Here is a 24,453-nt window from a genome sequence, read left to right on the forward strand (position 1 = left end):
CGGTGCGGGCGGGCGCTCCGCGATCGCCACCCTGGTCGAGCGGAGCACCCGTTACACCATGCTGGTTCACCTGCCGGGCGGAGCCCACGACGCCGAGACCGTCCGCGACGGGCTCGTGCGCACCGTCCAGACCCTGCCCGCCCACCTGCGCGGTTCTCTCACCTGGGACCAGGGCGCCGAGATGGCAGGTCACAAGCAGTTCAGCATGGCCACCGACATGCCCGTCTACTTCTGCGACCCGGCCTCGCCCTGGCAACGCGGCTCGAACGAGAACACGAACGGGCTGCTGCGGCAGTACTTCCCGAAAGGCACCGACCTGAGCCTGCACGGTCCCGAAGACCTCGAACACGTCGCCCAGGAGCTCAACGGCCGCCCACGCAAGACGCTCGGCTGGGATACCCCAGCCGAGCGTCTACGTGATCTACTCACCGTCTGAAACCAAGCGGTGTTGCGACGACCCCTTGAACCTAAGCTCGGATGGGGGCCTTCGACGTGTCACAACAGCCGCCGCCCGTCGTGGCTCCGGATACTCGGCGACGTGTCCCCCCGAAGCGCGTCCAACACCCGCACGGCATAGACCTCCGCCATGCGCACGGAGACCTCGGCCGGGGTGAGCCAGTCGACCTCGACCGACTCGTCCGAGAGCCGTACTTGTCCGCCCTCAGGCCGACACCGGAAGACCAGCGCGACAACCCCTCGGCGCAGGTTCTTGTAGACACCGGTCAGCCGCTCCACGCCGACGTGGATCCCGGTCTCCTCGTAGACCTCGCGTCGCACACCGTCCTCGATGCCCTCGCCCAGTTCCAGCACGCCCCCCGGCGGCTCCCAAGCCCCGTTGTCAGCCCGCCGAATCGCCAGCACCCGCCCGTCCTCCCGCACCACCACCCCCGCGACGGACACCGAGTGGAGTGGCATCACGCCCACACCACCGGGCGGGTCAGATCGAGGAGCATCACGTCGTGCCGAGCCGCGCCGTCCCACGGGATCGCCGACCCCACGCGCCGGTAGCCCCACGCTCGGTAGGACGCCCGGGCCGCAGCCCCCTCTGGTCGGGTGTTCAGCATCACCCGGGCGTTGTCGACGCCCTCGATGAGGACGCGATGCGTGCGAGTGGCGACGCCCTGACGCCGCCACCGGGGCCGAACCGCCAACTCGAAGAGACCGAACGTGCGCTTTCCGTCCTCGTGCCCGAGGTTCTCGGGCACGGGATCGATCAGGGTGTCCCACCATCCGGTGTCCGCCGACAGCGGGCAGCCGTACGCCATGCCCACAACGGTGTCGCCGTCGAAGACGATGGCCGCCCGGAACCCCCGCCGACGCGCCGGCGAGCGGAACCGGCGAAACGCCCGCTCCACGTCGGTCGGCCCCTCGCCGTAGGGGGCTTCCGCGAACGCCTCCGAGAACACCTCCTTCAACTGGCCCTCCAGCTCGACCGCCTGCTCGCCGTCCAACAGCCGAACCACCACCGTCACACCGTCCTCTGTTTCCGGGCCGAAACCCCGAGCGATCGAAGTTCCTCGACGCAGTCTCGCGCCATCGCCGTATCAACAGGACGACCAGGGCGGCTACGAGCCCTGCCGCCTCTCGACCGACCACCAGCGCTGGTTCGAGGCGGCCTACACCGACGCCCCCGTCGTCGCCCAGGTCAATGACGGCCAGGCATCGGCCGATCCGCCCGACCCAGCCGACGTTTGGCGCTCCTCCTCCTCCGCCTCCGCCCCTCGATCGTCGTCCGCATGCTCCGCGACCTCGACGTCCGACCCGGAATGAACGTCCTGGAGATCGGCACCGGCACCGGCTGGCTGGACCAACCGGCCCGACTCGTCCGGGTGCTCGACCGCGAGGAGCTGCCCCGTTGAGCCCACGGCAACGGCCCGGCTCCCCGCCGGGGGGAGCCGGGCCGTCGCCGTGGGCGCCGAAGTGATCAGCCGCCGAGCTGGATGCCGGCCATGCGCTTCCACTCGTACGGGCCGGTCTTCACCTTGAGGGCCAGCTCGCCCTCGAAGTCGTCGTGCAGGGTCAGCCCGGCCAGTTCGGCGGCCCGGCGACCGACGGCGTAGCTCGGGGCCACCTGGTCGCCCCAGGCGCCGTCCGCGCCCACCACGACGATCCGGGTGGCCACGGCGCCGACGTACTCGACGACCGCGTCGGCGCCGCCCCCGTGCTGGCGGGCGAAGCTGCTGAGGTGCTTGGCGATGCGCTTGGCGCGGCGCTCGGTACGGGCGTCCGGCGCGGTGGCGGTGGCGGTCTCTGCGCTGCTCATGCCCGCATGCTACCCACCGGTAGTCGAGCTGGCGACGGGAGCGCCCTGTGCACCGGGCCACATACTGGAGGCGTGACCTTCTCCGGCTGGCCGGCCGAGGCGCTCGACTTCTACGAGCACCTCGAAGCCGACAATTCCAAGACCTTCTGGCAGGCCCACAAGGAGCAGTACGACAACGACGTACGGACCCCGATGGAGCTGCTGCTCGCCGAGCTGGAACCGGAGTTCGGGCCCGGGAAGATCTTCCGTCCCAACCGCGACGTCCGGTTCAGCGCCGACAAGTCCCCGTACAAGACGCACATCGGCGCCCACCTGGAGACCGGCGGCTACGTCCAGCTCTCCGCCGACGGCCTGGCCTGCGGCAACGGGATGTACCAGCTCGCCCCCGACCAGCTGGACCGCTACCGCGCCGCCGTCGCCGAGGACGTCAGCGGCGCCGAACTGGAGCGGGTGATCGCCGCGGTGGAGCAGGACGGCCCCCAGGTGCACGGCCGGGACTCCCTCAGGACCGCTCCGCGCGGCTTCCCCAAGGACCACCCGAGGATCGAGCTGCTGCGCCACAAGGGCCTGGTCGCCTGGCAGGAGTGGGCGCCCGCGAAGTGGCTCGGCACCCGCGGCGCCCGCACCCGGATCACCGCCTTCCTGCGCGCCTCCCAGCCGCTCCGGGACTGGCTGGACGACCACGTCGGCCCGTCCGAGCTGCCGGCCCGGTGAGAACGCGAAGAGCCCCGGTCCACCGGACCGGGGCTCTTCGACGTCGGACGGGCCCTACTTCACGAACGGGTCGATCGCGCACACCACGAACAGCAGCGACAGGTAGGTGATCGACCAGTGGAACAGCCGCATCTCCTTCAGCTTCGCGCCCACCACCCCGGCCTTGGCCCGGCCGTACAGTGCGTGCGCCTCGCGCAGCCAGAACCCGCCGAGCAGCACCGCGGTGACGGGGTACAGCCAGCTCATGTGCCCCAGCGGCCACACCGCCAGCGAGGTCGCCACCATCACCCAGGAGTAGGCGACGACCTGCTTGCCGACGGCGACGTTGCCCTTGACCACCGGCAGCATCGGCACGCCGGCCCGCTCGTAGTCCTCGCGCACCTTCATCGAGAGCACCCAGGTGTGCGGCGGCGTCCAGAAGAACACCACCAGGAACAGCGCGACCGCCGCCCAGGACAGCGAGTTGGTGACGGAGGACCAGCCGATCAGCACCGGCATGCAGCCGGCGATGCCGCCCCAGACGATGTTCTGCGAGGTGCGCCGCTTGAGCCCCAGCGTGTAGACGAACACGTAGAACAGCAGCGCGCCGAGCGCCAGTCCGGAGGAGAGCCAGTTGACGCCGAAGCCCAGCAGCAGCGTCGAGACGACCGCGAGGGCGATGCCGAACACCAGCGCCTCGCGCGGCGACACCATCCCGGTGACGATCGGCCGGCGCTCGGTGCGGGACATCACCGCGTCGATGTCGCGGTCGATGTACATGTTGAGGGCGTTGGCGCCGCCCGCCGAGAGGTAGCCGCCGACCACGACCTTCAGCACCAGCAGCATGTTCGGGACGCCCTGCTGGGCGAGGAACATCACCGGCACCGTGCTCATCAGCAGCAGTTCGATGATCCGTGGCTTGGTCAGTGCGACGAAGGCGCCGACACGGGCCCCGATGGGCCGGTGCGCAGGAGTCGCCCCGGTGACCCCGGCGGGACGGGTTTCGACGGCGGTCACTAACACCCCAACTGAAGATGAATCCTCGCAGGCGTCCACAGGAACGAAGGGTCCCAAATCGTCCGCTCTGCGCGTACCACGCCACCTTAGACGCTCCATATATCCCATCCGGCTCCGGGGTCCCCCGGCGAGGCCGATGGCACACCCCCGGGTGAACCGACCGGGTGAAGCCACGGAGCCGTTCCGGCGCGCCGCCGCAACCCGTCCTGACCACCGGGGCGGCAGGGTGCCGTAAAACAGGAGAGCCTGGGACAAAATCAGGCAGACCGCCCTGGTGGGAATCACCATCCGGATTTCCTGGTTGTCCCAGCACGGAGGGTGAGCCCCGGGGCGGACGGTAGGCTCGCACGCAGAAGCGGGATCTACCCTCCGTGACCGGCACCACCCAGCGTCGAGACCACAGCGCCGTGGCCGACCCGGTCCCCTTTCACGGGGTCACTCTTCACAACGGAAGGAGCCCTGAGACAGGGTGAGCACGACGCCGACGAACGCATTCGAGTGGTCCGAACTGGATGAGCGCACGGTTGACACAGCGCGGGTCCTGGCCATGGACGCCGTCCAGAAGGTCGGCAACGGACACCCCGGGACGGCCATGTCGCTGGCCCCCGCGGCGTACCTGATCTTCCAGCGTTTCCTGCGCCACGACCCGACCGACCCCTCGTGGGTCGGCCGCGACCGGTTCGTGCTGTCCCCCGGGCACACGAGCCTGACCCTCTACACCCAGCTGTACCTGTCGGGCTACGGCCTGGAGCTGGACGACCTCAAGGCCTTCCGCGTCGCGGGCAGCCGCACCCCGGGCCACCCGGAGCACGGCCACACCGCGGGCGTGGAGACCACCACCGGCCCGCTCGGCCAGGGCATCGCCAACGCGGTGGGCATGGCGATGGCCGCCCGCTACGAGCGCGGCCTGTTCGACCCGGACGCCGCCGCCGGCGAGTCCCCCTTCGACCACACCATCTGGGCCATCGTCTCCGACGGCGACCTGGAGGAGGGCATCTCCGCCGAGGCCTCCTCGCTGGCCGGTCACCAGAAGCTGGGCAACCTGGTCGCCCTGTACGACGACAACCACATCTCGATCGAGGGCGACACCGAGACCGCCTTCTCCGAGGACGTCCTCAAGCGCTACGAGGCGTACGGCTGGCACGTCCAGCGGGTCGCCCCGAAGGCCAACGGCGACATCGACGTGGCCGTCCTGGCCGACGCGCTGGCCGCGGCCAAGGCCGAGACCACCCGTCCGTCGATCATCGCGATGCGCACGATCATCGCCTGGCCGGCCCCGGACGCCCAGAACACCGCCAAGGCGCACGGCTCCGCGCTCGGCGCCGCCGAGATCGCCGCCACCAAAAAGGTCCTGGGCTTCGACCCGGAGAAGACCTTCGAGGTCTCCGACAGGGTGATCGAGCACGCCCGCGAGGTCATCAAGCGCGGCAAGGCCGCCCACGCCGAGTGGGAGCAGTCCCTGGAGGCCTGGCGCGCCGCCGACCCGCAGCGCGCCGCCGAGTTCGACCGCATCCAGGCCGGCGAGCTTCCCGAGGGCTGGAAGAAGACCGTCCCGGTCTTCCCGGCCGGCAAGGACGTCGCCACCCGCAAGGCCTCCGGCGAGACCCTCAAGGCGATCGGCGCGGTCATCCCGGAGCTGTGGGGCGGCTCGGCCGACCTCGCCGAGTCCAACCTCACCACCATCGACGAGGACAGCTCGTTCCTCCCCGAGGGCAACCCGCTGAAGAGCGCCAGCCCGTACGGCCGGACGATCCACTTCGGCATCCGCGAGCACGCCATGGGCTCGACCATGAACGGCATCGCCCTGCACGGCAAGACCCGCGTGTACGGCGGCACCTTCCTGGTCTTCGCCGACTACATGCGCCCGGCCGTGCGCCTGGCCGCGCTGATGAAGCTGCCGGTCACCTACGTCTGGACGCACGACTCGATCGGCCTCGGCGAGGACGGCCCGACCCACCAGCCGGTCGAGCACATGGCCTCGCTGCGCGCCATCCCGGGCCTGGCCATGGTCCGCCCGGCCGACGCCAACGAGACGGCCGTCGCCTGGCGCACCGTCATCGAGCGCCAGACCACCCACCCCGGCCCGGTCGGCCTGGCGCTCACCCGCCAGAACGTCCCGACCTTCGACCGCGAGGTCTTCGGCTCCGCCGAGGGCACCGCGAAGGGCGGCTACATCCTGGCCGAGGCCTCCAGCGGCGACCCGCAGGTGATCCTGCTGGGCACCGGTTCCGAGGTCCAGCTGGCCGTCAAGGCCCGCGAGGTGCTGGAGGCCGAGGGCATCGCCACCCGGGTGGTCTCGGTGCCGTCCTTCGAGTGGTTCCAGGAGCAGGACCAGGCCTACCGTGACAGCGTGCTGCCGCCGTCGGTCAAGGCCCGGGTGTCGGTCGAGGCCGGCATCGGCCAGGGCTGGCGCGAGCTGGTCGGCGACCACGGCCGGATCGTCTCGCTGGAGCACTTCGGCGCCTCCGCCGACTACAAGGTGCTCTTCGAGGAGTTCGGCCTGACCGCCGAGCGCGTGGTGGCCGAGGCCCACAACGCCCTCCGTTCCCTTGAGGCCGTCAACCGCTGACGCCCCCCGGGCCGTGCGCCCGCCCGCACGCGGGCGCACGGCCCCCTCTGACTACCCCACGAAGCAGAACAAAAAAGGACTGAAGCACCATGACTGACGCACTGAAGCGCCTCAGCGACGAAGGCGTGGCGATCTGGCTGGACGACCTCAGCCGCAAGCGGCTGAACACCGGCAACCTCGCCGAGCTGGTGCAGAACAAGCACGTGGTGGGCGTTACCACCAACCCGACCATCTTCCAGAAGGCCATCGGCGGCGGCGACGACTCCTACGACGGCCAGCTGCGCGACCTCGCCGTCCGCAAGGTCACCACCGACGAGGCCGTCCGCATGATCACCACCTCGGACGTGCGCGACGCGGCCGACGTGCTGCGCCCGGTCTACGACGCCTCCAACGGCCGCGACGGCCGGGTCTCCATCGAGGTCGACCCGCGCCTGGCGCACGAGACCGCGGCCACCGTGGCCGAGGCCAAGCAGCTGTGGTGGCTGGTCGACCGCCCGAACGTCTTCATCAAGATCCCCGCCACCAAGGCCGGCCTGCCCGCGATCGCCGAGGTGATCGGCCGGGGCATCAGCGTCAACGTCACGCTGATCTTCTCGCTGGAGCGCTACAAGGCCGTCATCGACGCCTACCTGACCGGCCTGGAGGCCGCCAAGGCCAAGGGCCTGGACCTCTCCCAGATCGAGTCGGTCGCCTCCTTCTTCGTCTCCCGCGTGGACACCGAGATCGACAAGCGCCTGGAGAAGATCGGCGGCGACGCCCGGGACCTGCGCTCCAAGGCCGCCCTGGCCAACGCCCGCCTCGCCTACCAGGCGTACGAGGAGGTCTTCGGCTCGGTCGACGGCAAGTCCGCCGGCAGCGCCCGCTGGCGCTCGCTGGAGGCCGCCGGCGCCAAGCCGCAGCGCCCGCTGTGGGCCTCCACCGGTGTCAAGGACCCGGCTCTGCCGGACACCCTGTACGTCACCGAGCTGGTCGCCCCCGGCACGGTCAACACCATGCCCGAGGCCACCCTGGAGGCCACCGCCGACCACGGCGTGGTCACCGGCGGCACCATCGTCCCCAACTACGCCGACGCCAAGGCCGTGATGGACGCCATCGCCGCCGCCGGCGTGGACTACGACGACGTGGTCCAGGTGCTGGAGGACGAGGGCGTGGAGAAGTTCGAGCAGTCCTGGAACGAGCTGCTCGACACCGTCACCGCCTCGCTCGCCTCCTTCGCCGGCGAGAAGTGACCGTTCGCTCACACAGCCAGCGCACGAAAGCGGAGCCCAACAAGTGAGCACTGATTTCCCCGAGTTGACCTCGGAGTCGGACGCGGACGATCTCCCGCCGGCCCCCGTCAACCCGCTTCGTGACCCGGCCGACCGACGGCTCCCGCGCATCGCGGGGCCGTCCGGTCTGGTCATCTTCGGAGTCACCGGCGACCTGTCCCGCAAGAAGCTCATGCCGGCCATCTACGACCTGGCCAACCGCGGTCTGCTGCCGCCGGGCTTCTCTCTCGTCGGCTTCGCCCGGCGCGAGTGGGACGACGAGGACTTCGCCAAGGAGGTCCACGACGCGGTCAAGGACCACGCCCGCACCCCGTTCCGGGAGGAGGTCTGGCAGCAGCTCGCCAAGGGCATGCGCTTCGTCCACGGCACCTTCGACGACGACGACGCCTTCGACAAGCTCCGCGAGACCATCGACGAGCTGGACAAGGCGCAGGGCACCGGCGGCAACTTCGCCTTCTACCTGTCCGTCCCGCCGAAGTTCTTCCCGACCGTCGTCCAGCAGCTCAAGAAGCACGGCCTGGCCGACCCCCCGCAGGGCTCGTGGCGCCGCGCGGTCATCGAGAAGCCCTTCGGCCACGACCTGGAGAGCGCCCAGGAGCTGAACCGGATCGTCCACGAGGTCTTCCCCCGGGACGAGGTCTTCCGGATCGACCACTACCTGGGCAAGGAGACGGTCCAGAACATCCTGGCGCTGCGCTTCGCCAACCAGATGTTCGAGCCGATCTGGAACCGGTCGTACGTCGACCACGTGCAGATCACCATGGCCGAGGACATCGGCATCGGCGGCCGGGCCGGCTACTACGACGGCATCGGCTCCGCCCGCGACGTCATCCAGAACCACCTGCTCCAGCTGATGGCGCTCACCGCCATCGAGGAGCCGGCGTCCTTCCACCCGAAGGCGCTGGTGGCCGAGAAGCTCAAGGTGCTCAGCGCCGTCAAGCTCCCGGCCGACCTCGGCCGGCACACCGTGCGCGGCCAGTACGCGGCCGGCTGGCAGGGCGGCGAGGAGGTGGTCGGCTACCTGGACGAGGACGGCATCGACCCGGACTCCAAGACCGACACCTACGCGGCGATCAAGCTGGAGATCAACAACCGCCGCTGGGCGGGCGTCCCGTTCTACCTGCGCACCGGCAAGCGGCTGGGCCGCCGGGTCACCGAGATCGCGGTGGTCTTCCAGCGCGCCCCGTACCTGCCGTTCGACTCCTACGCGACCGAGGAGCTGGGGCAGAACGCCCTGGTCATCCGGGTCCAGCCGGACGAGGGCGTGACGGTGCGGTTCGGCTCCAAGGTGCCGGGCACCTCCTTCGAGGTCCGGGACGTCACGATGGACTTCGCCTACGGCGAGTCCTTCACCGAGTCCAGCCCGGAGGCGTACGAGCGGCTCATCCTCGATGTGCTGCTCGGCGACGCCAACCTGTTCCCGCGTCACCAGGAGGTCGAGCTCTCCTGGCAGATCCTCGATCCGATCGAGAAGTACTGGGACACCCACGGCAAGCCCGCCCAGTACTCCGCGGGGACCTGGGGCCCGGCCGAGGCGGACGAGATGCTCGCACGAGACGGCAGGAGCTGGCGCCGGCCATGAAGATCGACCTCACCAACACGACGTCCAGCAAGATCAACGCCGCGCTGATGGAGGCGCGCCGGGCCAGTGGCTCCACCGCCGCCGGCATGGTGCTCACCCTGGTGATCGTGACCGACGAGGGCAGCGCGTACGACGCCCTCAAGGCCGCCAACGACGCCTCCCGCGAACACCCCTCGCGCACCCTCGCGGTGATCAAGCGCGCCGGGCGATCGCCCCGGGCCCGCGCCGAGACCCGGCTGGACGCCGAGATCCTGGTCGGCACCGACGCCGGCTCGGGAGAGACGGTCATCCTGCGCATGCACGGCGAACTCGCCGCGCACGCCCAGTCGGTGGTCCTGCCACTGCTGCTCCCGGACGCCCCGGTCGTCGTCTGGTGGCCCGACAACGCGCCGCTGCACCCGGCGCAGGACCCGCTGGGCGCGCTCGCCCAGCGCAGGATCACCGACGCCGTCACCGCCGAGTCCCCGGTCGGCCAGCTCGCCCAGCGGGCCCAGAGCTACACCCCGGGCGACACCGACCTGGCCTGGACCCGGATCACCGGCTGGCGCTCGATGCTGGCCGCCGCGCTGGACCAGCGGCCGGTCACGATCACCTCCGCGGTGGTCGAGGGCGAGTCCTACAACCCCAGCGTCGAGCTGCTCGGCCTCTGGCTGCACAACCGGCTGCACGTGCCGGTCGAGCGGATCGTCACCGGCGGCCCCGGCATCACCGCGGTGCACCTGCGCACCAAGGACGGCGACATCACCCTGGACCGCCCGGACGGCCTGATGGGCACGCTCTCCATGGTCGGTTCCCCGGACCGCCAGGTGGCGCTCAAGCGGCGCGAGACCTCGGAGCTGATCGCCGAGGAACTGCGCCGGCTCGACCCGGACGACATCTACGCGACGGCCGTGCGCACGCCCGTCGACCGGCTGCGCGAGCCGGACACCGCCGAGACGGCGGCGGCCGAGCGGGTCGCCCGCGCGGCGGTCACCGAGGCCGCGGTGGCCAACCCCGCCCGGGTGACCGCCAAGGTCGCGTCCGAGGCCGCGTCCGAGGACACGGCCGAGGCCGAGGCCGCCGAGAAGGCTCCCGCCAAGAAGCCCGCCAAGCGCGCCGCCAAGGGGAGCGCATGACCAACGCGACCCCGCAGCTGGTCGTCCACCGGGACAAGGAGCTGATGGCCCAGGCGGCCGCGGCCCGGCTGATCACCCGGATCGTGGACGCCCAGGCCGCCCGCGGCACCGCCTCGGTGGTGCTCACCGGCGGGCGCAACGGCAACGCCCTGCTGGCCGCGATCGCCGCCTCCCCGGCGCGCGACGCGGTCGACTGGGCGCGGCTGGACCTCTGGTGGGGCGACGAGCGCTTCGTCCCCGCCGGGGACCCGGACCGCAACGCCGTCCAGGCCCGCGCCGAACTGCTGGACTCCGTCCCGCTCGACCCGGCGCGGGTGCACGAGATGCCCGCCTCGGACGGTGCGGACGGCTCGGACGTGGAGGCCGCCGCCGCCCGCTACGCGGAGGAGCTGGCGAAGGCCTCCGGCCCGGGTGACCGGCTCGGCGTCCCGGCCTTCGACGTGCTGCTGCTCGGCGTCGGCCCGGACACCCACGTCGCCTCGCTCTTCCCCGAGCACCCGGGCGTGCGGGAGACCGAGCTGACCGTGATCGGCGTGCGCGGGGCCCCCAAGCCCCCGCCGACCCGGATCTCGCTCACCCTCCCGGCGATCCGGGCGGCCCGCGAGGTCTGGCTGCTGGCGGCCGGCGCGGACAAGGCGGACGCGGTCGCGATGGCCCTGTCCGGCCCGGGTGAGCTCCAGGCGCCCGCTTCCGGCGCGTACGGCCGCAGCCGCACCCTGTGGCTGCTGGACCGGGCCGCGGCGGAGCAGATCCCGCCCCAGCTGTACCCGCCGGCCTCGGCGTAACGGGCCCGGCAACGCACAAGGGCGCCACCGTCCTCGACGGTGGCGCCCTTCGCTGTCTGTCGTCCGGGTCAGATCTCGCCGCGCAGCTTGGCCAGCGCCTCGGCGAGGATCGCCTCGCCGTCGGCGTCGGTGCGCCGCTCGCGGACGTAGGCGAGGTGGGTCTTGTACGGCTCGTTGCGCGAGGGCGCGGGCGGGTTGTGCTCGTCCTGTCCGGCCGGGAAACCGCACCGCGGGCAGTCCCAGGTGTCCGGGATGACGGCCTCGGCGGCGAAGCTCGGCCGGGTCTCGTGCTTGTTGGCACACCAGAAGGTGATCCGGTTGCGCGGGGCGGACTCGCCGCGCTCCGCCTCGCCCATCGGGCCCGCTCCGACCCTGCTGCCACGGATGGCGTTGCCACTTGCCACGGTCTGACTCCCTGCGTGCTGGTGCGCCGACCCTCCGCGGTGCGCGTCGGTGGCGAAAGTCGTCCTAGTGTAAGCAGGAGTTAAGCGTCCACCGCCATCGCCTCCGCCCCCGACCGTCCCAGGATAGGCGCTCGGGCGACGGGGCGTCAGGGTTACGTCAGCTCTTGTACTTCAGCACCAGGCCCAGCACGATGATGCAGGCGAACCAGGCGAGACCGACCACGATCGTGATGCGGTCCAGGTTGCGCTCGGCCACCGCCGAGCCGCCGCCGGTGGACATCGCGCCGCCACCGAACATGTCCGACAGGCCGCCGCCCTTCCCCTTGTGCAGCAGCACCAGCAGGATCATCAGCAGACTGAAGATGATCAGGGCAATCGAGAACCCGAGAACCACGACGGGACCAACTCTCTCGTATCTTCGGCGACGGGGCCGGACCGCTGACGGCGGTCCGGCCCCAAAGCCTACGTTGCTGCAGCGGCGTTAGCCTACTGCCTGCTCACGGTAGCGCACGATCTTGACGAACTCGTCGGCGTCCAGCGAGGCACCGCCGATCAGGCCGCCGTCGATGTCGGGCTTGGCCATCAGGCCGGCCGCGCTCGACGACTTCACCGAACCGCCGTACAGCACGCGGACCTTGTCGGCCAGCTCGGCGTCGTACAGCTCGGCGATCCGCTTGCGGATGGCGGCGCAGACCTCCTGCGCGTCCTCCGGGGTGGCCACCTCGCCGGTGCCGATCGCCCAGACCGGCTCGTAGGCGACCACGATGGACTCGGCCTGGTGGGCCGGGATGTCCGCCAGGGCGCCGTCCAGCTGGGCGAGGGTGTGCTCGACGTGGGTGCCGGCCTTGCGGACGTCCAGCGGCTCGCCGATGCACAGGATCGGGGTGATCCCGGCCCGGTAGGCGGCCTTGACCTTGGCGTTGACGATCGCCTCGTCCTCACCGTGGTACTGGCGGCGCTCCGAGTGGCCGATCACCGCGAAGGTGCACTTCAGCTTGGCCAGCATCGGGCCGGAGACCTCGCCGGTGTAGGCACCGGAGTCGTGCTGCGAGATGTCCTGCGAGCCGTACTTGATCTTCAGCTTGTCGCCGTCGACCAGGGTCTGCACCGAACGCAGGTCGGTGAACGGCACCAGGACGGCGACCTCGACGGCCTCGTAGTCCTTGTCGGCCAGCGCGAAGGCCAGCTTCTGGGTGTGCTGGATGGCCTCAAGGTGGTTGAGGTTCATCTTCCAGTTGCCCGCCATCAGCGGGAGACGCTCAGTCATTGCTTTCAGCCTTCCAGGGCGGCGAGACCGGGGAGGGTCTTGCCCTCCAGGTACTCGAGGCTGGCGCCACCGCCGGTCGAGATGTGTCCGAATGCGTTCTCGTCGAAGCCCAGGATGCGGACGGCCGCGGCGGAGTCGCCGCCACCGACCACGGTGAACGCGTCGCTGTCCAGCAGCGCCTGGGCCACGGCCTTGGTGCCGTTCGCGTAGTCCGGGTGCTCGAAGACGCCCATCGGGCCGTTCCAGAACACGGTGCCCGCGTCGGCCAGCTTCGCCGCGTACAGCTCGCGGGTCTTCGGGCCGATGTCCAGGCCCTCCTGGTCGGCCGGGATCGCGTCCGCGGCGACGAGCGAGGGGTTGGCCGGGGCCTTGGTCTTGAGGTCGGGGAAGTCCGCCGACACCAGGACGTCCACCGGCAGGACGAACTCGACGCCCGTCTCCTCGGCGCGCTTCAGGTAGTCCAGGACGACCGGGATCTGGTCCTCCTGCAGCAGCGAGATGCCGACCTCGTGGCCCTTGGCCTTGAGGAAGGTGTACGCCATGCCGCCGCCGATCAGGATCCGGTCGGCCTTCTTCAGCAGGTTGTCGATCACGCCGAGCTTGTCGGAGACCTTGGCGCCGCCGAGCACGACCACGTACGGGCGCGCGACCTCCTCGGTGAGCTTCTTGAGCACACCGACCTCGGTGGCGATCAGGTCGCCGGCCGCGTGCGGCAGCAGGCCGGGCAGGTCGTAGACCGAGGCGTGCTTGCGGTGCACGGCGCCGAAGCCGTCACCGACGTACAGGTCCGCGAGGGCGGCCAGCTGCTCGGCGAAGGCCTTGCGCTCGGCGTCGTCCTTGCTGGTCTCGCCGGCGTTGAAGCGCAGGTTCTCCAGCAGCGCGACCTCGCCGTCGCCCAGCGCGGCCACGGTGGACTCGGCGCTCTCACCCACGGTGTCGGTGGCGAAGGCGACGGGCTTGCCGAGGATCTCGCCGAGGCGCACGGCCGCCGGCGCGAGGGAGAACTGCGGGTCCGGCGCGCCCTTGGGGCGGCCGAGGTGGGAGGCGACGACGACCCGGGCGCCGCGCTCGACGAGCTTGGCGATGGTCGGGGCGACGGCGCGGATCCGGCCGTCGTCGGTGATCGTGGTGCCGTCCAGCGGGACGTTCAGGTCGGCACGGACGAACACGCGCTTGCCGGCGACGTCGAGGTCTTCGATGGTCTTCACGGGGATTGGCTCTCCTGGGGAGATGGTTGATGCGCAGAGGCGGCACGGCGCAGGGGTCGCCTGGGAAGTCCTGGTGCGCAGAGCGAGGGCCCGGTCGGCACAGTGCGCCAGCCGGGCCCTCGCCCCTACATCACGTCAGCTCCCGCTGCGTCAGAGCTGGCCGCCGACGAGGGAGGTCAGGTTGACGAGGCGGTTCGAGTAGCCCCACTCGTTGTCGTACCAGCCGAGCACCTTGACCTGGTTGCCCTGGACCATGGTGAGCTGGGAGTCGAAGATGCAGGAGGCCGGGTCGTTGACGATGTCCGAGGAGACGATCGGGTCCTCGGTGTAGGTCAGGATGCCCTTGAGCGGGCCCTCCTGCGAGGCCTTCTGGAAGGCGGCGTTGACCTCGTCCTTGGTCACCTCGCGCTCCAGGGTGACGACCAGGTCGGTGATGGAGCCGGTCGGGACCGGGACGCGCAGCGAGGTGCCGTCCAGCTTGCCCTTCAGCTCCGGCAGGACCAGGGCGGTCGCCTTGGCGGCACCGGTCGAGGTCGGGATGATGTTCTGCGACGCGGCACGGGCGCGGCGCAGGTCCTTGTGCGGGAAGTCCAGGGTCACCTGGTCGTTGGTGAACGCGTGGACGGTCGTCATCAGGCCCTTGACGATGCCGAAGTTCTCGTGCAGCACCTTGGCCATCGGCGCCACGCAGTTGGTGGTGCACGAGGCGTTGGAGATGATCGAGTGGTTGGCGGCGTCGTACTTGTCCTCGTTGACGCCCAGGACGATGGTGACGTCCTCGTCGCTCGCGGGCGCCGAGATGATGACCTTCTTGGCGCCGGCGGTGAGGTGCTTCTTCGCGGCCTCGGCCTTGGTGAAGATGCCGGTGGACTCGACGACGATGTCGGCGCCCAGGGCGGCCCACGGCAGGTTGGCGGGGTCACGCTCGGCGCTGACCTGGAAGGTCTTGCCGTCGACGGTGATGCTGTCCTCGGTGTGCGAGACCTCGCCCGGGAAGGTGCCCAGGGTGGTGTCGTACTTGAGCAGGTGAGCCAGGGTCTTCGTGTCAGTGAGGTCGTTGACACCGACGATCTCGATGTCCGCGCCCTGCGCCTTGACCGCGCGGAAGAAGTTGCGGCCGATGCGGCCGAATCCGTTGATGCCTACCCGGATCGTCACGAACCGATCTCCTCGTTAGGTACGCCGGAGCTAAGCCGACGGGGGTGAGATTTGGGAAGTCCCCGACCGCCTATGACCCTACCCCTCCCAGGCCTGGGAGGGCACATCGCGCCACGTGCGACGACCTGGCGTGGCGCGAAATCAGGCCGACCGTCCTTGGCCGTCAGGGCAGTTGGTCCCGGCCAGTGGTCTCTACCAATTTGCGCACACCGGGCGCGTCCGGGTATCCCCTCCGGACACGGCGGCGGCCGGTGCCCGGAATCCGGACACCGGCCGCGGAACAGCCGCTCGGTGCGGCGGTCAGTTCATCGCCATCTCGTCGGTGAGGTTGGCCTCGGTGCTCGGCAGGCCGAGCTCGGAGGCGCGCTTGTCCGCCATCGCCAGCAGGCGGCGGATCCGGCCGGCCACCGCGTCCTTGGTCAGCGGCGGGTCGGCGAGCGCGCCCAGTTCCTCCAGCGAGGCCTGCTTGTGCTGCATCCGCAGCTGGCCGGCCGCGGCCAGGTGCTCGGGCACCTCCTCGCCGAGGATCTCCAGCGCCCGCGCCACCCGGGCGCCGGCCGCCACCGCGGCGCGGGCCGAGCGGCGCAGGTTGGCGTCGTCGAAGTTGGCCAGGCGGTTGGCGGTGGCCCGGACCTCGCGCCGCATCCGGCGCTCCTCCCAGGCGAGCACCGACTCGTGCGCGCCGAGCCGGGTCAGCAGCGCGCCGATCGCGTCGCCGTCGCGGATCACCACCCGGTCCACGCCGCGCACCTCGCGGGCCTTCGCCGGGATGCCGAGCCGGCGGGCCGCGCCGACCAGGGCGAGGGCGGCCTCGGAGCCGGGGCAGGTGATCTCCAGCGAGGAGGAGCGGCCCGGCTCGGTGAGCGAGCCGTGCGCCAGGAAGGCCCCGCGCCAGGCCGCCTCGGCATCGCAGGTGGCCCCGGAGACGACTGCCGGGGGCAGCCCCCGGATCGGCCGGCCCCGGCCGTCCACGAGGCCGGTCTGGCGCGCGAGCAGTTCGCCGTCCTTGACCACCCGGACGACGAAGCGGCTGCCGCGCCGCAGTCCGCCGGGGGCCATCACCACGAGGTCGGAGGAGTGTCCGAAGATCTCCAGCAGGTCCTTGCGCAGCCGCCGCGCCGCCGCGCCGGTGTCCAGCTCCGCCTCGATCACGATCCGGCCGCTCACGATGTGCAGCCCGCCCGCGAACCGCAGGATCGCCGACACCTCCGCCTTGCGGCAGCAGGCCCTGGTGACCGGGAGCCGGCTGATCTCGTCCTTCACCGCTGGAGTCATCGCCATGGCCCGATCCTTCCATGTGTCCGGAAAATCCGGTCGTACGCTGCCGCCAACAGCTCCGGGTCGTGTCGCGGGGTGCCGTCGGTGCGGGCCACCCGGCCCAGGACCAGGGCGGCGCCCATCCGCTCGGCGGCCTTCTCCAGACCGGCCAGATCCGCCTGGCCGAAGGCGCCGCCGGTGACGGCGCGCTCGTCCACCAGGATCGCATCCACCGCGAGGCCCGGGGCGTGGTCGGCGATGACCTCCAGGTGGCGCTGTGGGGTGAAGCCCTCGGTCTCGCCGGGCTGGGGGGCCAGGTTCAGGGTGAGCAGGCGGCGGGCGCGGGTCTCGGTGAGCGCCTTGGCCAGCTCCGGGACCAGCAGGTGCGGCAGCACGCTGGTGAACCAGGAGCCGGGACCGAGCACCACCCAGTCCGCCTCCCGGACGGCGGTGACCGCCTCCGGGACGGCCGGCGGCCCGTCCGGCAGCAGCCGGATCGACTGCACGGTGCCGGGCGTGACCGCGACGCTGGCCTGGCCGCGGACGGCCGACAGCTCGCCGGGGCGCTCCGGGTCGTGGCCGCGCACGGTCGCCTCGATGTCCAGCGGCACCGCCGACATCGGCAGCACCCGGCCCTGGACGTTCAGCAGCCGGCCGACCCAGTCCAGGGCGGCCACCGGGTCACCGAGCTTCTCCCAGAGCGCGACGATCAGCAGGTTGCCGACCGCGTGGCCGCCCAGCTCGCCGGTGCCGGTGAAGCGCTGCTGGATCACCTCGGACCAGGTGCGCCCCCAGTCGTCGTCCCCGCACAGCGCGGCCAGCGCCTTGCGCAGGTCGCCGGGGGGCAGCACGCCCAGCTCGGTGCGGAGCCGGCCGCTGGAGCCGCCGTCGTCGGCGACGGTGACCACGGCGGTCAGGTCGCTGGTGAGCCGGCGCAGCGCGGAGAGCGAGGCGGACAGGCCCTGGCCGCCGCCGAGCGCGGTGATCCGGGGGGCCGGGTTGGCCCGGGCGGGGCTGCTGCGCGGCCGGCTCGGGACCGGCGGCCGGGCCGGGCCACCCGCCCGGTCGGCACTCCTGTTCTGCGACTGCCGCCCGGGCACATATCCCGCCACACTCACCTCGCGTTCCTCGCCGCGGCCGCCGGCCCCGCCGGCGGCCCGGCTAGGAGGCGGCGGTCACTCCCGTCCCATGTCACGGTGGACGAGCACCGTCTCCACTCCGTCGGCGATGAGACGCTTGGTCAGGCGCTCGGACATCGCGACGCTGCGGTGCTTGCCACCGGTGCAGCCTACGGCAAGCGTCATGTAGCGCTTCCCCTCGCGGCGGTACCCCTCGGTGATGATGCGCAGGAGCTCGGCGTAGCCGTCCAGGAACTCGTTGGCACCGGGCTGCTGGAACACGTAGTCGGCGACGTCCGCGTCGGTGCCGGTGCGGGCGCGCAGCTCGGGCACCCAGTGCGGGTTGGGCAGGAAGCGGCAGTCCACCACCAGGTCGGCGTCGACCGGCAGGCCGTACTTGAAGCCGAAGGACATCACGGTGGCGCGCAGCTCGGGCTCGTCGTGGTCGGCGAACTGGGCGTCCAGCTTGGCGCGCAGCTGGTGCACGTTGAGGTTGGAGGTGTCGATCACCAGGTCGGCCTCGCCGCGCAGGTCGCGCAGCAGGTCGCGCTCCTGGGCGATGCCGTCGACGATCCGGCCGTCGGCCTGCAGCGGGTGCGGGCGGCGCACGCTCTCGAAGCGGCGGACCAGCGCGTCGTCGGAGGAGTCCAGGAAGACCACGCTGAGCCGGACGCCGCGCTTCTCCAACTCGTCGAGCGAGGTGAGCAGGTCGTCGAAGAACTGGCGGCCCCGGACGTCCACGACCACGCCGATCCGGGCGACGTTGCCCTGGGAGCGGGCGCCCAGGTCGACCATGGTCGGGATCAGGGCCGGTGGCAGGTTGTCCACCACGAACCAGCCCAGGTCCTCCAGGCACTTCGCGGCGGTGGAGCGGCCGGCTCCGGACATGCCGGAGATGATCACCAGCTCCGGCGCGTTCTCGGCCACGTCTGACACGGTCACTTCGGTTCCCCGCTCTCGGTCTTTCTGCTGGGGAGAACGCGCACGGCGCGGCCGCCCTTCCCCTGCCCGGACAGGCGGGCGGGGGCTGGGCGCGCCGTCTGACGGTCGGCGTCGGCCGTCATGGCGTCTCCTGGGATGGTGCGGTCTGGGATGCTGCGGCCACCGGCTCGGCGGCCGGTTCGGCCCCGTCCTCGATGATCTCGCCGGTAGCGGTGTTCACCGCTGGTGCGACGGGTGTACGGGAGGACAACGCCGCCGCAACAGTCTCCGCCGTGCGGCGTCCGATGCCGGGTACGGCGCAGAGTTCGTCGACGGTGGCGGCCCGGAGCCTCTTCAGCGAGCCGAAGTGCTTGAGCAGCGCCTGGCGGCGAGTCTCGCCGAGGCCCGGGACGGAGTCCAGTTCCCCGGCGGTGAGTCGCTTGGAACGCTTGCTGCGCTGGTAGGTGATCGCGAAGCGGTGGGCCTCGTCGCGAACCCGCTGGAGTAGGTAGAGGCCCTCGCTGGAGCGCGGCAGCACGACCGGGTCGTCCTCACCGGGCAGCCAGACCTCCTCCAGCCGCTTGGCCAGGCCGCACAGCGCGACGTCGTCGATGCCGAGTTCGTCCAGGGCGCGCTTGGCGGCGGCGACCTGCGGCTGGCCGCCGTCGACGACCAGCAGTTGGGGCGGGTAGGCGAAGCGGCGCGGACGGCCCGTCTCCGGGTCGATCGGGCCGGCCGGGGCCCCGGTGCCGTCGGCGGCGGCGCCCGGGTCGTCGGCCTCGGGGACGACCCACTCGCCGGTCTGCTCGCGCTCCTGGAGGTAGCGGCGGAAGCGCCGGCCGATCACCTCGTGCATCGAACGGACGTCGTCCTGGCCCTCGAAGCCCTTGATCTGGAAGCGCCGGTACTCGCTCTTGCGGGCCAGGCCGTCCTCGAAGACGACCATCGAGGCGACCACGTCCTCGCCCTGGAGGTGGGAGATGTCGAAGCACTCGATGCGCAGCGGCACCGAGTCCAGCTCCAGCGCATCGGCGATCTCCTGCAGGGCGCGGCTGCGGGTGGTGAGGTCGGAGGCTCGCTTGGTCTTGTGCAGTGCCAGCGCCTGCTGGGCGTTGCGCTGCACGGTGGCCATCAGGTCCTTCTTGTCGCCGCGTTGCGGGACCCGCAGGTCGACCTGGCTGCCGCGCAGGCCGCTCAGCCAGTCCCGGACCGGGCCGGCCGGCTCGGGCAGCGCGGGGACGAGCACCTCGCGCGGGACGGACTCGTTGCGCTCGTCCGGGCCGCCGGCGGCGCCGTAGAGCTGCTGGAGGGCGTGCTCGACCAGGCCGGCGGTGTCGACGTCCTCGACCTTGTCGGTGACCCAGCCGCGCTGGCCGCGCACCCGGCCGCCGCGGACGTGGAAGATCTGGACGGCGGCCTCCAGCTCGTCCTCGGCGACGGCCAGCAGGTCGGCGTCGGTGGCGTCGGCGAGCACGATGGCGTTCTTCTCCATCGCGCGCTTGAGGGCGCCGATGTCGTCCCGCAGCCGGGCCGCCTTCTCGTACTCCATCTCCTCGGCGGCCTCCCGCATCTGCTCTTCCAGCCGGCGCAGGTAGTTGCCGGTGCGCCCGGCCATGAAGTCGCAGAAGTCCTCCGCCAGCGCCCGGTGTTCGTCCGGCGAGACCTTGCCGACGCAGGGCGCGGCGCACTTGCCGATGTAGCCGAGCAGGCAGGGCCGGCCGACCTGCCGGGCGCGCTTGAACACGCCGTTGGAGCAGGTGCGGACGGGGAAGACGCGCAGCAGCAGGTCGACCGTCTCGCGGATCGCCCAGGCGTGCCCGTACGGGCCGAAGTAGCGCACGCCCTTCTTGTGCGCCCCGCGCATCACCTGGACCCGCGGGTACTCCTCGTCGAGGGTGACGGCGAGTTCCGGATAGCTCTTGTCGTCGCGGTACTTGACGTTGAACCGCGGGTCGAACTCCTTGATCCAGGAGTACTCCAGCTGGAGCGCCTCGACCTCGGTGGCCACCACCGTCCACTCCACCGAGGCGGCGGTGGTGACCATGGTCGCGGTGCGCGGGTGCAGGCCGGCCAGGTCCTGGAAGTAGGACGACAGCCGCGGCCGCAGGCTCTTGGCCTTGCCGACGTAGATGACCCGTCCGTGGGCGTCACGGAACTTGTAGACGCCCGGTGAGGTCGGGATCGCGCCCGGCGCCGGGCGGTAGGTGCTCGGGTCAGCCATGGGTCCACCGTACCGAGTGGGGCCGGGGCCGCGAAGGGGAGATCAACGGGGCGGAGATCAACGGGGCGGGGATCGACTGGGTGGAGATCAACTGCTTCAGCTCGGGGTCACCTTGAGGTTCCCGCCGTCGACCGTGACGGCGTAGGCGGGCAGCGGCCTGGGGGCCGGGCCGTCCTGGACGGCGCCGTCGGTGATGGCGAACCGGCTGCCGTGGCAGGGGCACTGGATCTGCTGGCTCTTCACCTGGTCGACGACGCAGCCGGCGTGGGTGCAGACGGCGCTGAAGGCCTTGTACTCCCCCGCGGTCGGCTGGGTCACGACGATCTTCTGGTTGCGGAAGACCTTGCCGCCGCCCTCCGGCACCGCCGAGGCCGGGCCGAGGTCCACCGGGCTCTTGGCCGCGCTGCCGGCGCCGGAGGAGCCCGAGGAGGAACCGCAGCCGGCGACCGCCACGGTGCCGCCGGCCGCCAGTACGGCGGCGGCGCCGCAGAGCACGGTGCGGCGGGAGGTGGCGGGGCTGGTCTCGGGGGCCTCTGACATCGGTGCGCTCCTGCGGTTCGGCTTCCTACGAGGGACCACGGAAGTCTATGCGGCACCCGCTCCGCCGCCCCGGGGGCGGGGCGGCGGAGCGGGTCGCTTCTCCCTCTTCGCTACTTCTTCGCCGCGGCGGCGCGCTTGCGCGGCGCCTTCTTCACCGGGGCGACCGGGGCGTCCGCGAACTCGCCCGGAAGGATGTCCCGGAGGAACTTTCCGGTGTGGCTCTCCGGGACGGCGGCGATCTGCTCCGGGGTGCCCTCGGCGACCACCATGCCGCCGCCGGAACCGCCCTCGGGGCCCATGTCGACGACCCAGTCGGCGGTCTTGATCACATCGAGGTTGTGCTCGATGACGATCACCGTGTTGCCCTTCTCCACCAGCCCGCTGAGCACCTTGATCAGCTTGCTGATGTCCTCGAAGTGCAGGCCGGTGGTGGGCTCGTCCAGCACGTAGACCGTCCGCCCGGTGGAGCGCTTCTGAAGCTCGGAGGCGAGCTTGACGCGCTGCGCCTCGCCGCCGGAGAGCGTCGGCGCGGACTGGCCGAGCCGGACGTAGCCGAGGCCGACGTCGTTGAGCGTCCTGAGGTGCCGGGCGATCGCCGGGACGGCCTCGAAGAAGGCCAGCGCCTCCTCGATCGGCATGTCCAGCACCTCGGAGATGGACTTGCCCTTGTAGTGGACCTCCAGCGTCTCCCGGTTGTACCGGGCGCCGTGGCAGACCTCGCACGGCACGTAGACGTCCGGCAGGAAGTTCATCTCGATCTTGATGGTGCCGTCGCCCGAGCAGTTCTCGCAGCGGCCGCCCTTGACGTTGAAGGAGAACCGGCCGGGCAGGTAGCCGCGGACCTTCGCCTCCTGCGTCTCCGCGAAGAGCCGGCGCACGTGGTCGAACACCCCGGTGTAGGTGGCCGGGTTGGAGCGCGGGGTGCGCCCGATCGGCGACTGGTCGACGTGCACCACCTTGTCCACCAGGTCGGTGCCGGTGATCCGGGTGTGCCGGCCGGGCACGCTGCGGGCGCCGTTCAGCTCCCGGGCGAGGTGGGTGTAGAGGATGTCGTTGACCAGCGTCGACTTGCCGGATCCGGAGACACCGGTGATCGCGGTGAAGGTGCCGAGCGGGAAACCGACCGTGACGTCCTTGAGGTTGTGCTCGCGGGCGCCGTGGACGGTCAGCTGGCGCTTCTTGTCCCGGTCGCGGCGGCCCGCCGGGATCGGGATGGACCGCTTGCCGGAGAGGTACTGGCCGGTCAGCGAATCCTTGTTGGACAGCAGCCCCTTCAGCGAGCCGGAGTGCACCACCTTGCCGCCGTGCTCGCCGGCGCCCGGGCCGATGTCGACCACCCAGTCCGCCGTCTTGATGGTGTCCTCGTCGTGCTCGACCACGATCAGCGTGTTGCCGATGTCGCGCAGCCGCACCAGCGTCTCGATCAGCCGGTGGTTGTCCCGCTGGTGCAGGCCGATGGACGGCTCGTCCAGCACGTACAGCACGCCGACCAGGCCGGAGCCGATCTGGGTGGCCAGCCGGATGCGCTGGGCCTCGCCGCCGGACAGGGTGCCGGCCGCGCGGTTCAGCGAGAGGTAGTCCAGGCCGACGTCGACCAGGAAGCGCAGCCGCTCGTTGACCTCCTTCAGGACGCGCTCGGCGATCTGCTTGTCCCGGTCGTTCAGCTTCATCGCGCCCAGGAACTCGGCGCAGTCGCTGATCGACATCGCCGAGACGTCGGCGATCGACTTCTCCTCGACGGTGACCGCGAGCACCACCGGCTTGAGCCGGGTGCCCTCGCACGTCGGGCAGGGCACCTCGCGCATGTAGCCCTCGAAGCGCTCGCGGCTGCTGTCGCTCTCCGCCTCGGTGTGCCGGCGTTGGATGAACGGGACGGCGCCCTCGAAGCCGGTGCTGTACGAGCGCTCGCGCCCGAAGCGGTTGCGGTAGCTGACCTGCACCTGGTGCTTGTGCCCGTACAGCAGCGCCTTCTTGGCGCGGGCCGGCAGCCCGGCCCACGGGATGTCGGTGCGGAAGCCGAGCTCCCCGGCGAGCGCGTCGATCAGCCGCTGGAAGTACTCCTTGGCGTGGCCCGCCGACCACGGGTGGATCGCGCCCTCCTCCAGCGAGCGCTCGGGGTCCGGGACGACCAGCTCCGGGTCGACCTCCATCCGGTTGCCCAGTCCCGAGCAGTCCGGGCAGGCGCCGAACGGCGAGTTGAAGGAGAACGAGCGCGGCTCCAGTTCCTCGAACGACACGTCGTCGTACGGGCAGTAGAGGTGCTCGGAGTACATCCGCTCGCGCTCCGGGTCGTCCTCCGCGAGGTCGACGAAGTCGAGCACGACCATGCCGCCGGACAGCCGCAGGGCCGTCTCCACCGAGTCGGTGAGCCGCCGCTTGGCGCTCTCCTTGACGGTCAGGCGGTCGATGACCACCTCGACGGTGTGCTTCTCCTGCTTCTTGAGCTTCGGCGGCTCGGCGAGCTGGATCGTCTCGCCGTCCACCCGGGCGCGCGAGTAGCCCTTGGACTGGAGGTCGGCGAAGAGGTCGACGAACTCGCCCTTGCGCTCGCGCACCACCGGGCTGAGCACCTGGAACCGGGTGCCCTCGGCGAGCTCCAGCACCTTGTCGACGATCGCCTGCGGCGACTGCTTGGCGATCGGGCGGCCGCAGTGCGGGCAGTGCGGCTTGCCGATCCGGGCGAACAGCAGGCGCAGGTAGTCGTAGACCTCGGTGATCGTGCCGACGGTCGAACGGGGGTTGCGGTTGGTGGACTTCTGATCGATCGAGACGGCCGGGGAGAGGCCTTCGATGAAGTCCACATCGGGCTTGTCCATCTGCCCGAGGAACTGGCGGGCGTAGGAGGACAGCGACTCGACGTAGCGGCGCTGGCCCTCGGCGAAGATCGTGTCGAAGGCGAGCGAGGACTTGCCGGAGCCGGAGAGGCCCGTGAAGACGATGAGGGAGTCGCGGGGCAGGTCGAGCGAGACGTTCTTGAGGTTGTGCTCGCGAGCACCGCGGACGATGAGGCGGTCGGCCACTGCTTCTGGCGCCTTTCTCCGGGGCGAGAGGACTTGCGGGGAGATGT

Annotated in this window: 23 protein-coding genes; 8 read left to right on the forward strand and 15 right to left on the reverse strand. The window is 71.2% G+C overall.

What is annotated here, in order from left to right:
* Window positions 1–436, forward strand: a 436-nt coding sequence (locus tag ACIO9K_RS22905) for an IS30 family transposase (RefSeq protein WP_400332500.1), incomplete at its 5' end; no start/stop codon positions are given.
* 59 nt (window positions 437–495) lie between these two features.
* On the opposite strand, the gene ACIO9K_RS22910 is transcribed toward ACIO9K_RS22905, so the two are convergent.
* Window positions 496–915: an NUDIX hydrolase gene (locus ACIO9K_RS22910; protein WP_400332503.1), complete on the reverse strand. Its 420-nt coding sequence runs from the start codon at window positions 913–915 to the stop codon at window positions 496–498.
* Complete coding sequence (locus ACIO9K_RS22915) at window positions 915–1,466, reverse strand: GNAT family N-acetyltransferase (RefSeq protein ID WP_400332506.1); 552 nt, start codon at window positions 1,464–1,466, stop codon at window positions 915–917. The genes ACIO9K_RS22910 and ACIO9K_RS22915 overlap by 1 nt, the downstream gene beginning before the upstream one ends.
* Before the next feature lie 270 nt (window positions 1,467–1,736).
* Here ACIO9K_RS22915 and ACIO9K_RS22920 point away from each other — a divergent pair, with 270 nt between their 5' ends.
* Window positions 1,737–1,859: a hypothetical protein gene (locus ACIO9K_RS22920; RefSeq protein WP_400332509.1), complete on the forward strand. Its 123-nt coding sequence runs from the start codon at window positions 1,737–1,739 to the stop codon at window positions 1,857–1,859.
* 65 nt (window positions 1,860–1,924) lie between these two features.
* Here the strand turns inward: ACIO9K_RS22920 and ACIO9K_RS22925 are convergent, their stop codons facing one another.
* Entirely contained in the window at window positions 1,925–2,263 is a 339-nt protein-coding gene (locus tag ACIO9K_RS22925) for a hypothetical protein (protein WP_350880471.1), read from the reverse strand.
* 72 nt (window positions 2,264–2,335) lie between these two features.
* Here ACIO9K_RS22925 and ACIO9K_RS22930 point away from each other — a divergent pair, with 72 nt between their 5' ends.
* Complete coding sequence (locus ACIO9K_RS22930; RefSeq protein ID WP_400332512.1) at window positions 2,336–2,977, forward strand: DUF2461 domain-containing protein; 642 nt, start codon at window positions 2,336–2,338, stop codon at window positions 2,975–2,977.
* Between the two features lie 54 nt (window positions 2,978–3,031).
* Here the strand turns inward: ACIO9K_RS22930 and ACIO9K_RS22935 are convergent, their stop codons facing one another.
* Window positions 3,032–3,979, reverse strand: a complete 948-nt coding sequence (locus tag ACIO9K_RS22935; RefSeq protein WP_363618708.1) for a heme o synthase — start codon at window positions 3,977–3,979, stop codon at window positions 3,032–3,034.
* A 463-nt stretch (window positions 3,980–4,442) separates the two neighbouring features.
* Here ACIO9K_RS22935 and tkt point away from each other — a divergent pair, with 463 nt between their 5' ends.
* The 5 genes from tkt to pgl all read left to right on the forward strand — a co-directional run bounded on the left by tkt (window position 4,443) and on the right by pgl (window position 11,292).
* Window positions 4,443–6,542, forward strand: coding sequence for a transketolase (tkt, locus tag ACIO9K_RS22940; protein WP_363618710.1), 2,100 nt, complete (start codon window positions 4,443–4,445; stop codon window positions 6,540–6,542).
* A gap of 89 nt (window positions 6,543–6,631) precedes the next feature.
* Window positions 6,632–7,771 (forward strand): transaldolase, encoded by a 1,140-nt coding sequence (tal, locus tag ACIO9K_RS22945; protein WP_063349514.1) that lies wholly within the window; start codon window positions 6,632–6,634, stop codon window positions 7,769–7,771.
* Between the two features lie 64 nt (window positions 7,772–7,835).
* Window positions 7,836–9,392 (forward strand): glucose-6-phosphate dehydrogenase, encoded by a 1,557-nt coding sequence (gene zwf / locus ACIO9K_RS22950; RefSeq protein ID WP_363618841.1) that lies wholly within the window; start codon window positions 7,836–7,838, stop codon window positions 9,390–9,392.
* On the forward strand, window positions 9,389–10,507 hold the full coding sequence (opcA, locus tag ACIO9K_RS22955) for a glucose-6-phosphate dehydrogenase assembly protein OpcA (RefSeq protein WP_400332517.1): 1,119 nt from the start codon (window positions 9,389–9,391) through the stop codon (window positions 10,505–10,507). The genes zwf and opcA overlap by 4 nt, the downstream gene beginning before the upstream one ends.
* Window positions 10,504–11,292 (forward strand): 6-phosphogluconolactonase, encoded by a 789-nt coding sequence (gene pgl, locus ACIO9K_RS22960; RefSeq protein ID WP_363580439.1) that lies wholly within the window; start codon window positions 10,504–10,506, stop codon window positions 11,290–11,292. Before opcA ends, pgl begins: the two co-directional genes overlap by 4 nt.
* A gap of 68 nt (window positions 11,293–11,360) precedes the next feature.
* Here the strand turns inward: pgl and ACIO9K_RS22965 are convergent, their stop codons facing one another.
* From ACIO9K_RS22965 to uvrA, 11 genes are all read right to left on the reverse strand, one after another.
* Window positions 11,361–11,648, reverse strand: a complete 288-nt coding sequence (locus ACIO9K_RS22965; protein WP_063349510.1) for an RNA polymerase-binding protein RbpA — start codon at window positions 11,646–11,648, stop codon at window positions 11,361–11,363.
* 205 nt (window positions 11,649–11,853) lie between these two features.
* The gene (gene secG / locus ACIO9K_RS22970) at window positions 11,854–12,090 is read right to left on the reverse strand and encodes a preprotein translocase subunit SecG (protein ID WP_063349509.1); all 237 of its coding nucleotides are present in this window, start codon (window positions 12,088–12,090) and stop codon (window positions 11,854–11,856) included.
* Window positions 12,091–12,177: 87 nt separating this feature from the next.
* Entirely contained in the window at window positions 12,178–12,963 is a 786-nt protein-coding gene (gene tpiA, locus ACIO9K_RS22975; protein WP_350885798.1) for a triose-phosphate isomerase, read from the reverse strand.
* A gap of 5 nt (window positions 12,964–12,968) precedes the next feature.
* Window positions 12,969–14,171: a phosphoglycerate kinase gene (locus ACIO9K_RS22980; protein ID WP_363618714.1), complete on the reverse strand. Its 1,203-nt coding sequence runs from the start codon at window positions 14,169–14,171 to the stop codon at window positions 12,969–12,971.
* Between the two features lie 150 nt (window positions 14,172–14,321).
* The gene (gene gap / locus ACIO9K_RS22985; protein ID WP_363580434.1) at window positions 14,322–15,329 is read right to left on the reverse strand and encodes a type I glyceraldehyde-3-phosphate dehydrogenase; all 1,008 of its coding nucleotides are present in this window, start codon (window positions 15,327–15,329) and stop codon (window positions 14,322–14,324) included.
* A gap of 300 nt (window positions 15,330–15,629) precedes the next feature.
* Window positions 15,630–16,610 carry a DNA-binding protein WhiA gene (gene whiA / locus ACIO9K_RS22990; RefSeq protein ID WP_063349505.1) on the reverse strand — a complete coding sequence of 327 codons (981 nt, stop codon included), beginning with the start codon at window positions 16,608–16,610 and terminating at the stop codon, window positions 15,630–15,632.
* Complete coding sequence (gene yvcK, locus ACIO9K_RS22995; protein WP_363618842.1) at window positions 16,601–17,698, reverse strand: uridine diphosphate-N-acetylglucosamine-binding protein YvcK; 1,098 nt, start codon at window positions 17,696–17,698, stop codon at window positions 16,601–16,603. Before yvcK ends, whiA begins: the two co-directional genes overlap by 10 nt.
* 63 nt (window positions 17,699–17,761) lie before the next feature.
* Complete coding sequence (gene rapZ / locus ACIO9K_RS23000) at window positions 17,762–18,592, reverse strand: RNase adapter RapZ (RefSeq protein ID WP_387816332.1); 831 nt, start codon at window positions 18,590–18,592, stop codon at window positions 17,762–17,764.
* A 172-nt stretch (window positions 18,593–18,764) separates the two neighbouring features.
* Window positions 18,765–20,846, reverse strand: coding sequence for an excinuclease ABC subunit UvrC (gene uvrC / locus ACIO9K_RS23005; protein WP_363618716.1), 2,082 nt, complete (start codon window positions 20,844–20,846; stop codon window positions 18,765–18,767).
* A gap of 96 nt (window positions 20,847–20,942) precedes the next feature.
* Window positions 20,943–21,386 (reverse strand): Rieske (2Fe-2S) protein, encoded by a 444-nt coding sequence (locus ACIO9K_RS23010; protein ID WP_363580430.1) that lies wholly within the window; start codon window positions 21,384–21,386, stop codon window positions 20,943–20,945.
* A 110-nt stretch (window positions 21,387–21,496) separates the two neighbouring features.
* The gene (uvrA, locus tag ACIO9K_RS23015; protein WP_400332526.1) at window positions 21,497–24,406 is read right to left on the reverse strand and encodes an excinuclease ABC subunit UvrA; all 2,910 of its coding nucleotides are present in this window, start codon (window positions 24,404–24,406) and stop codon (window positions 21,497–21,499) included.
* Window positions 24,407–24,453 lie beyond the last annotated feature (47 nt).

The organism is Kitasatospora sp. NPDC087271 (genome assembly GCF_044744605.1).
Taxonomy (GTDB): domain Bacteria; phylum Actinomycetota; class Actinomycetes; order Streptomycetales; family Streptomycetaceae; genus Kitasatospora.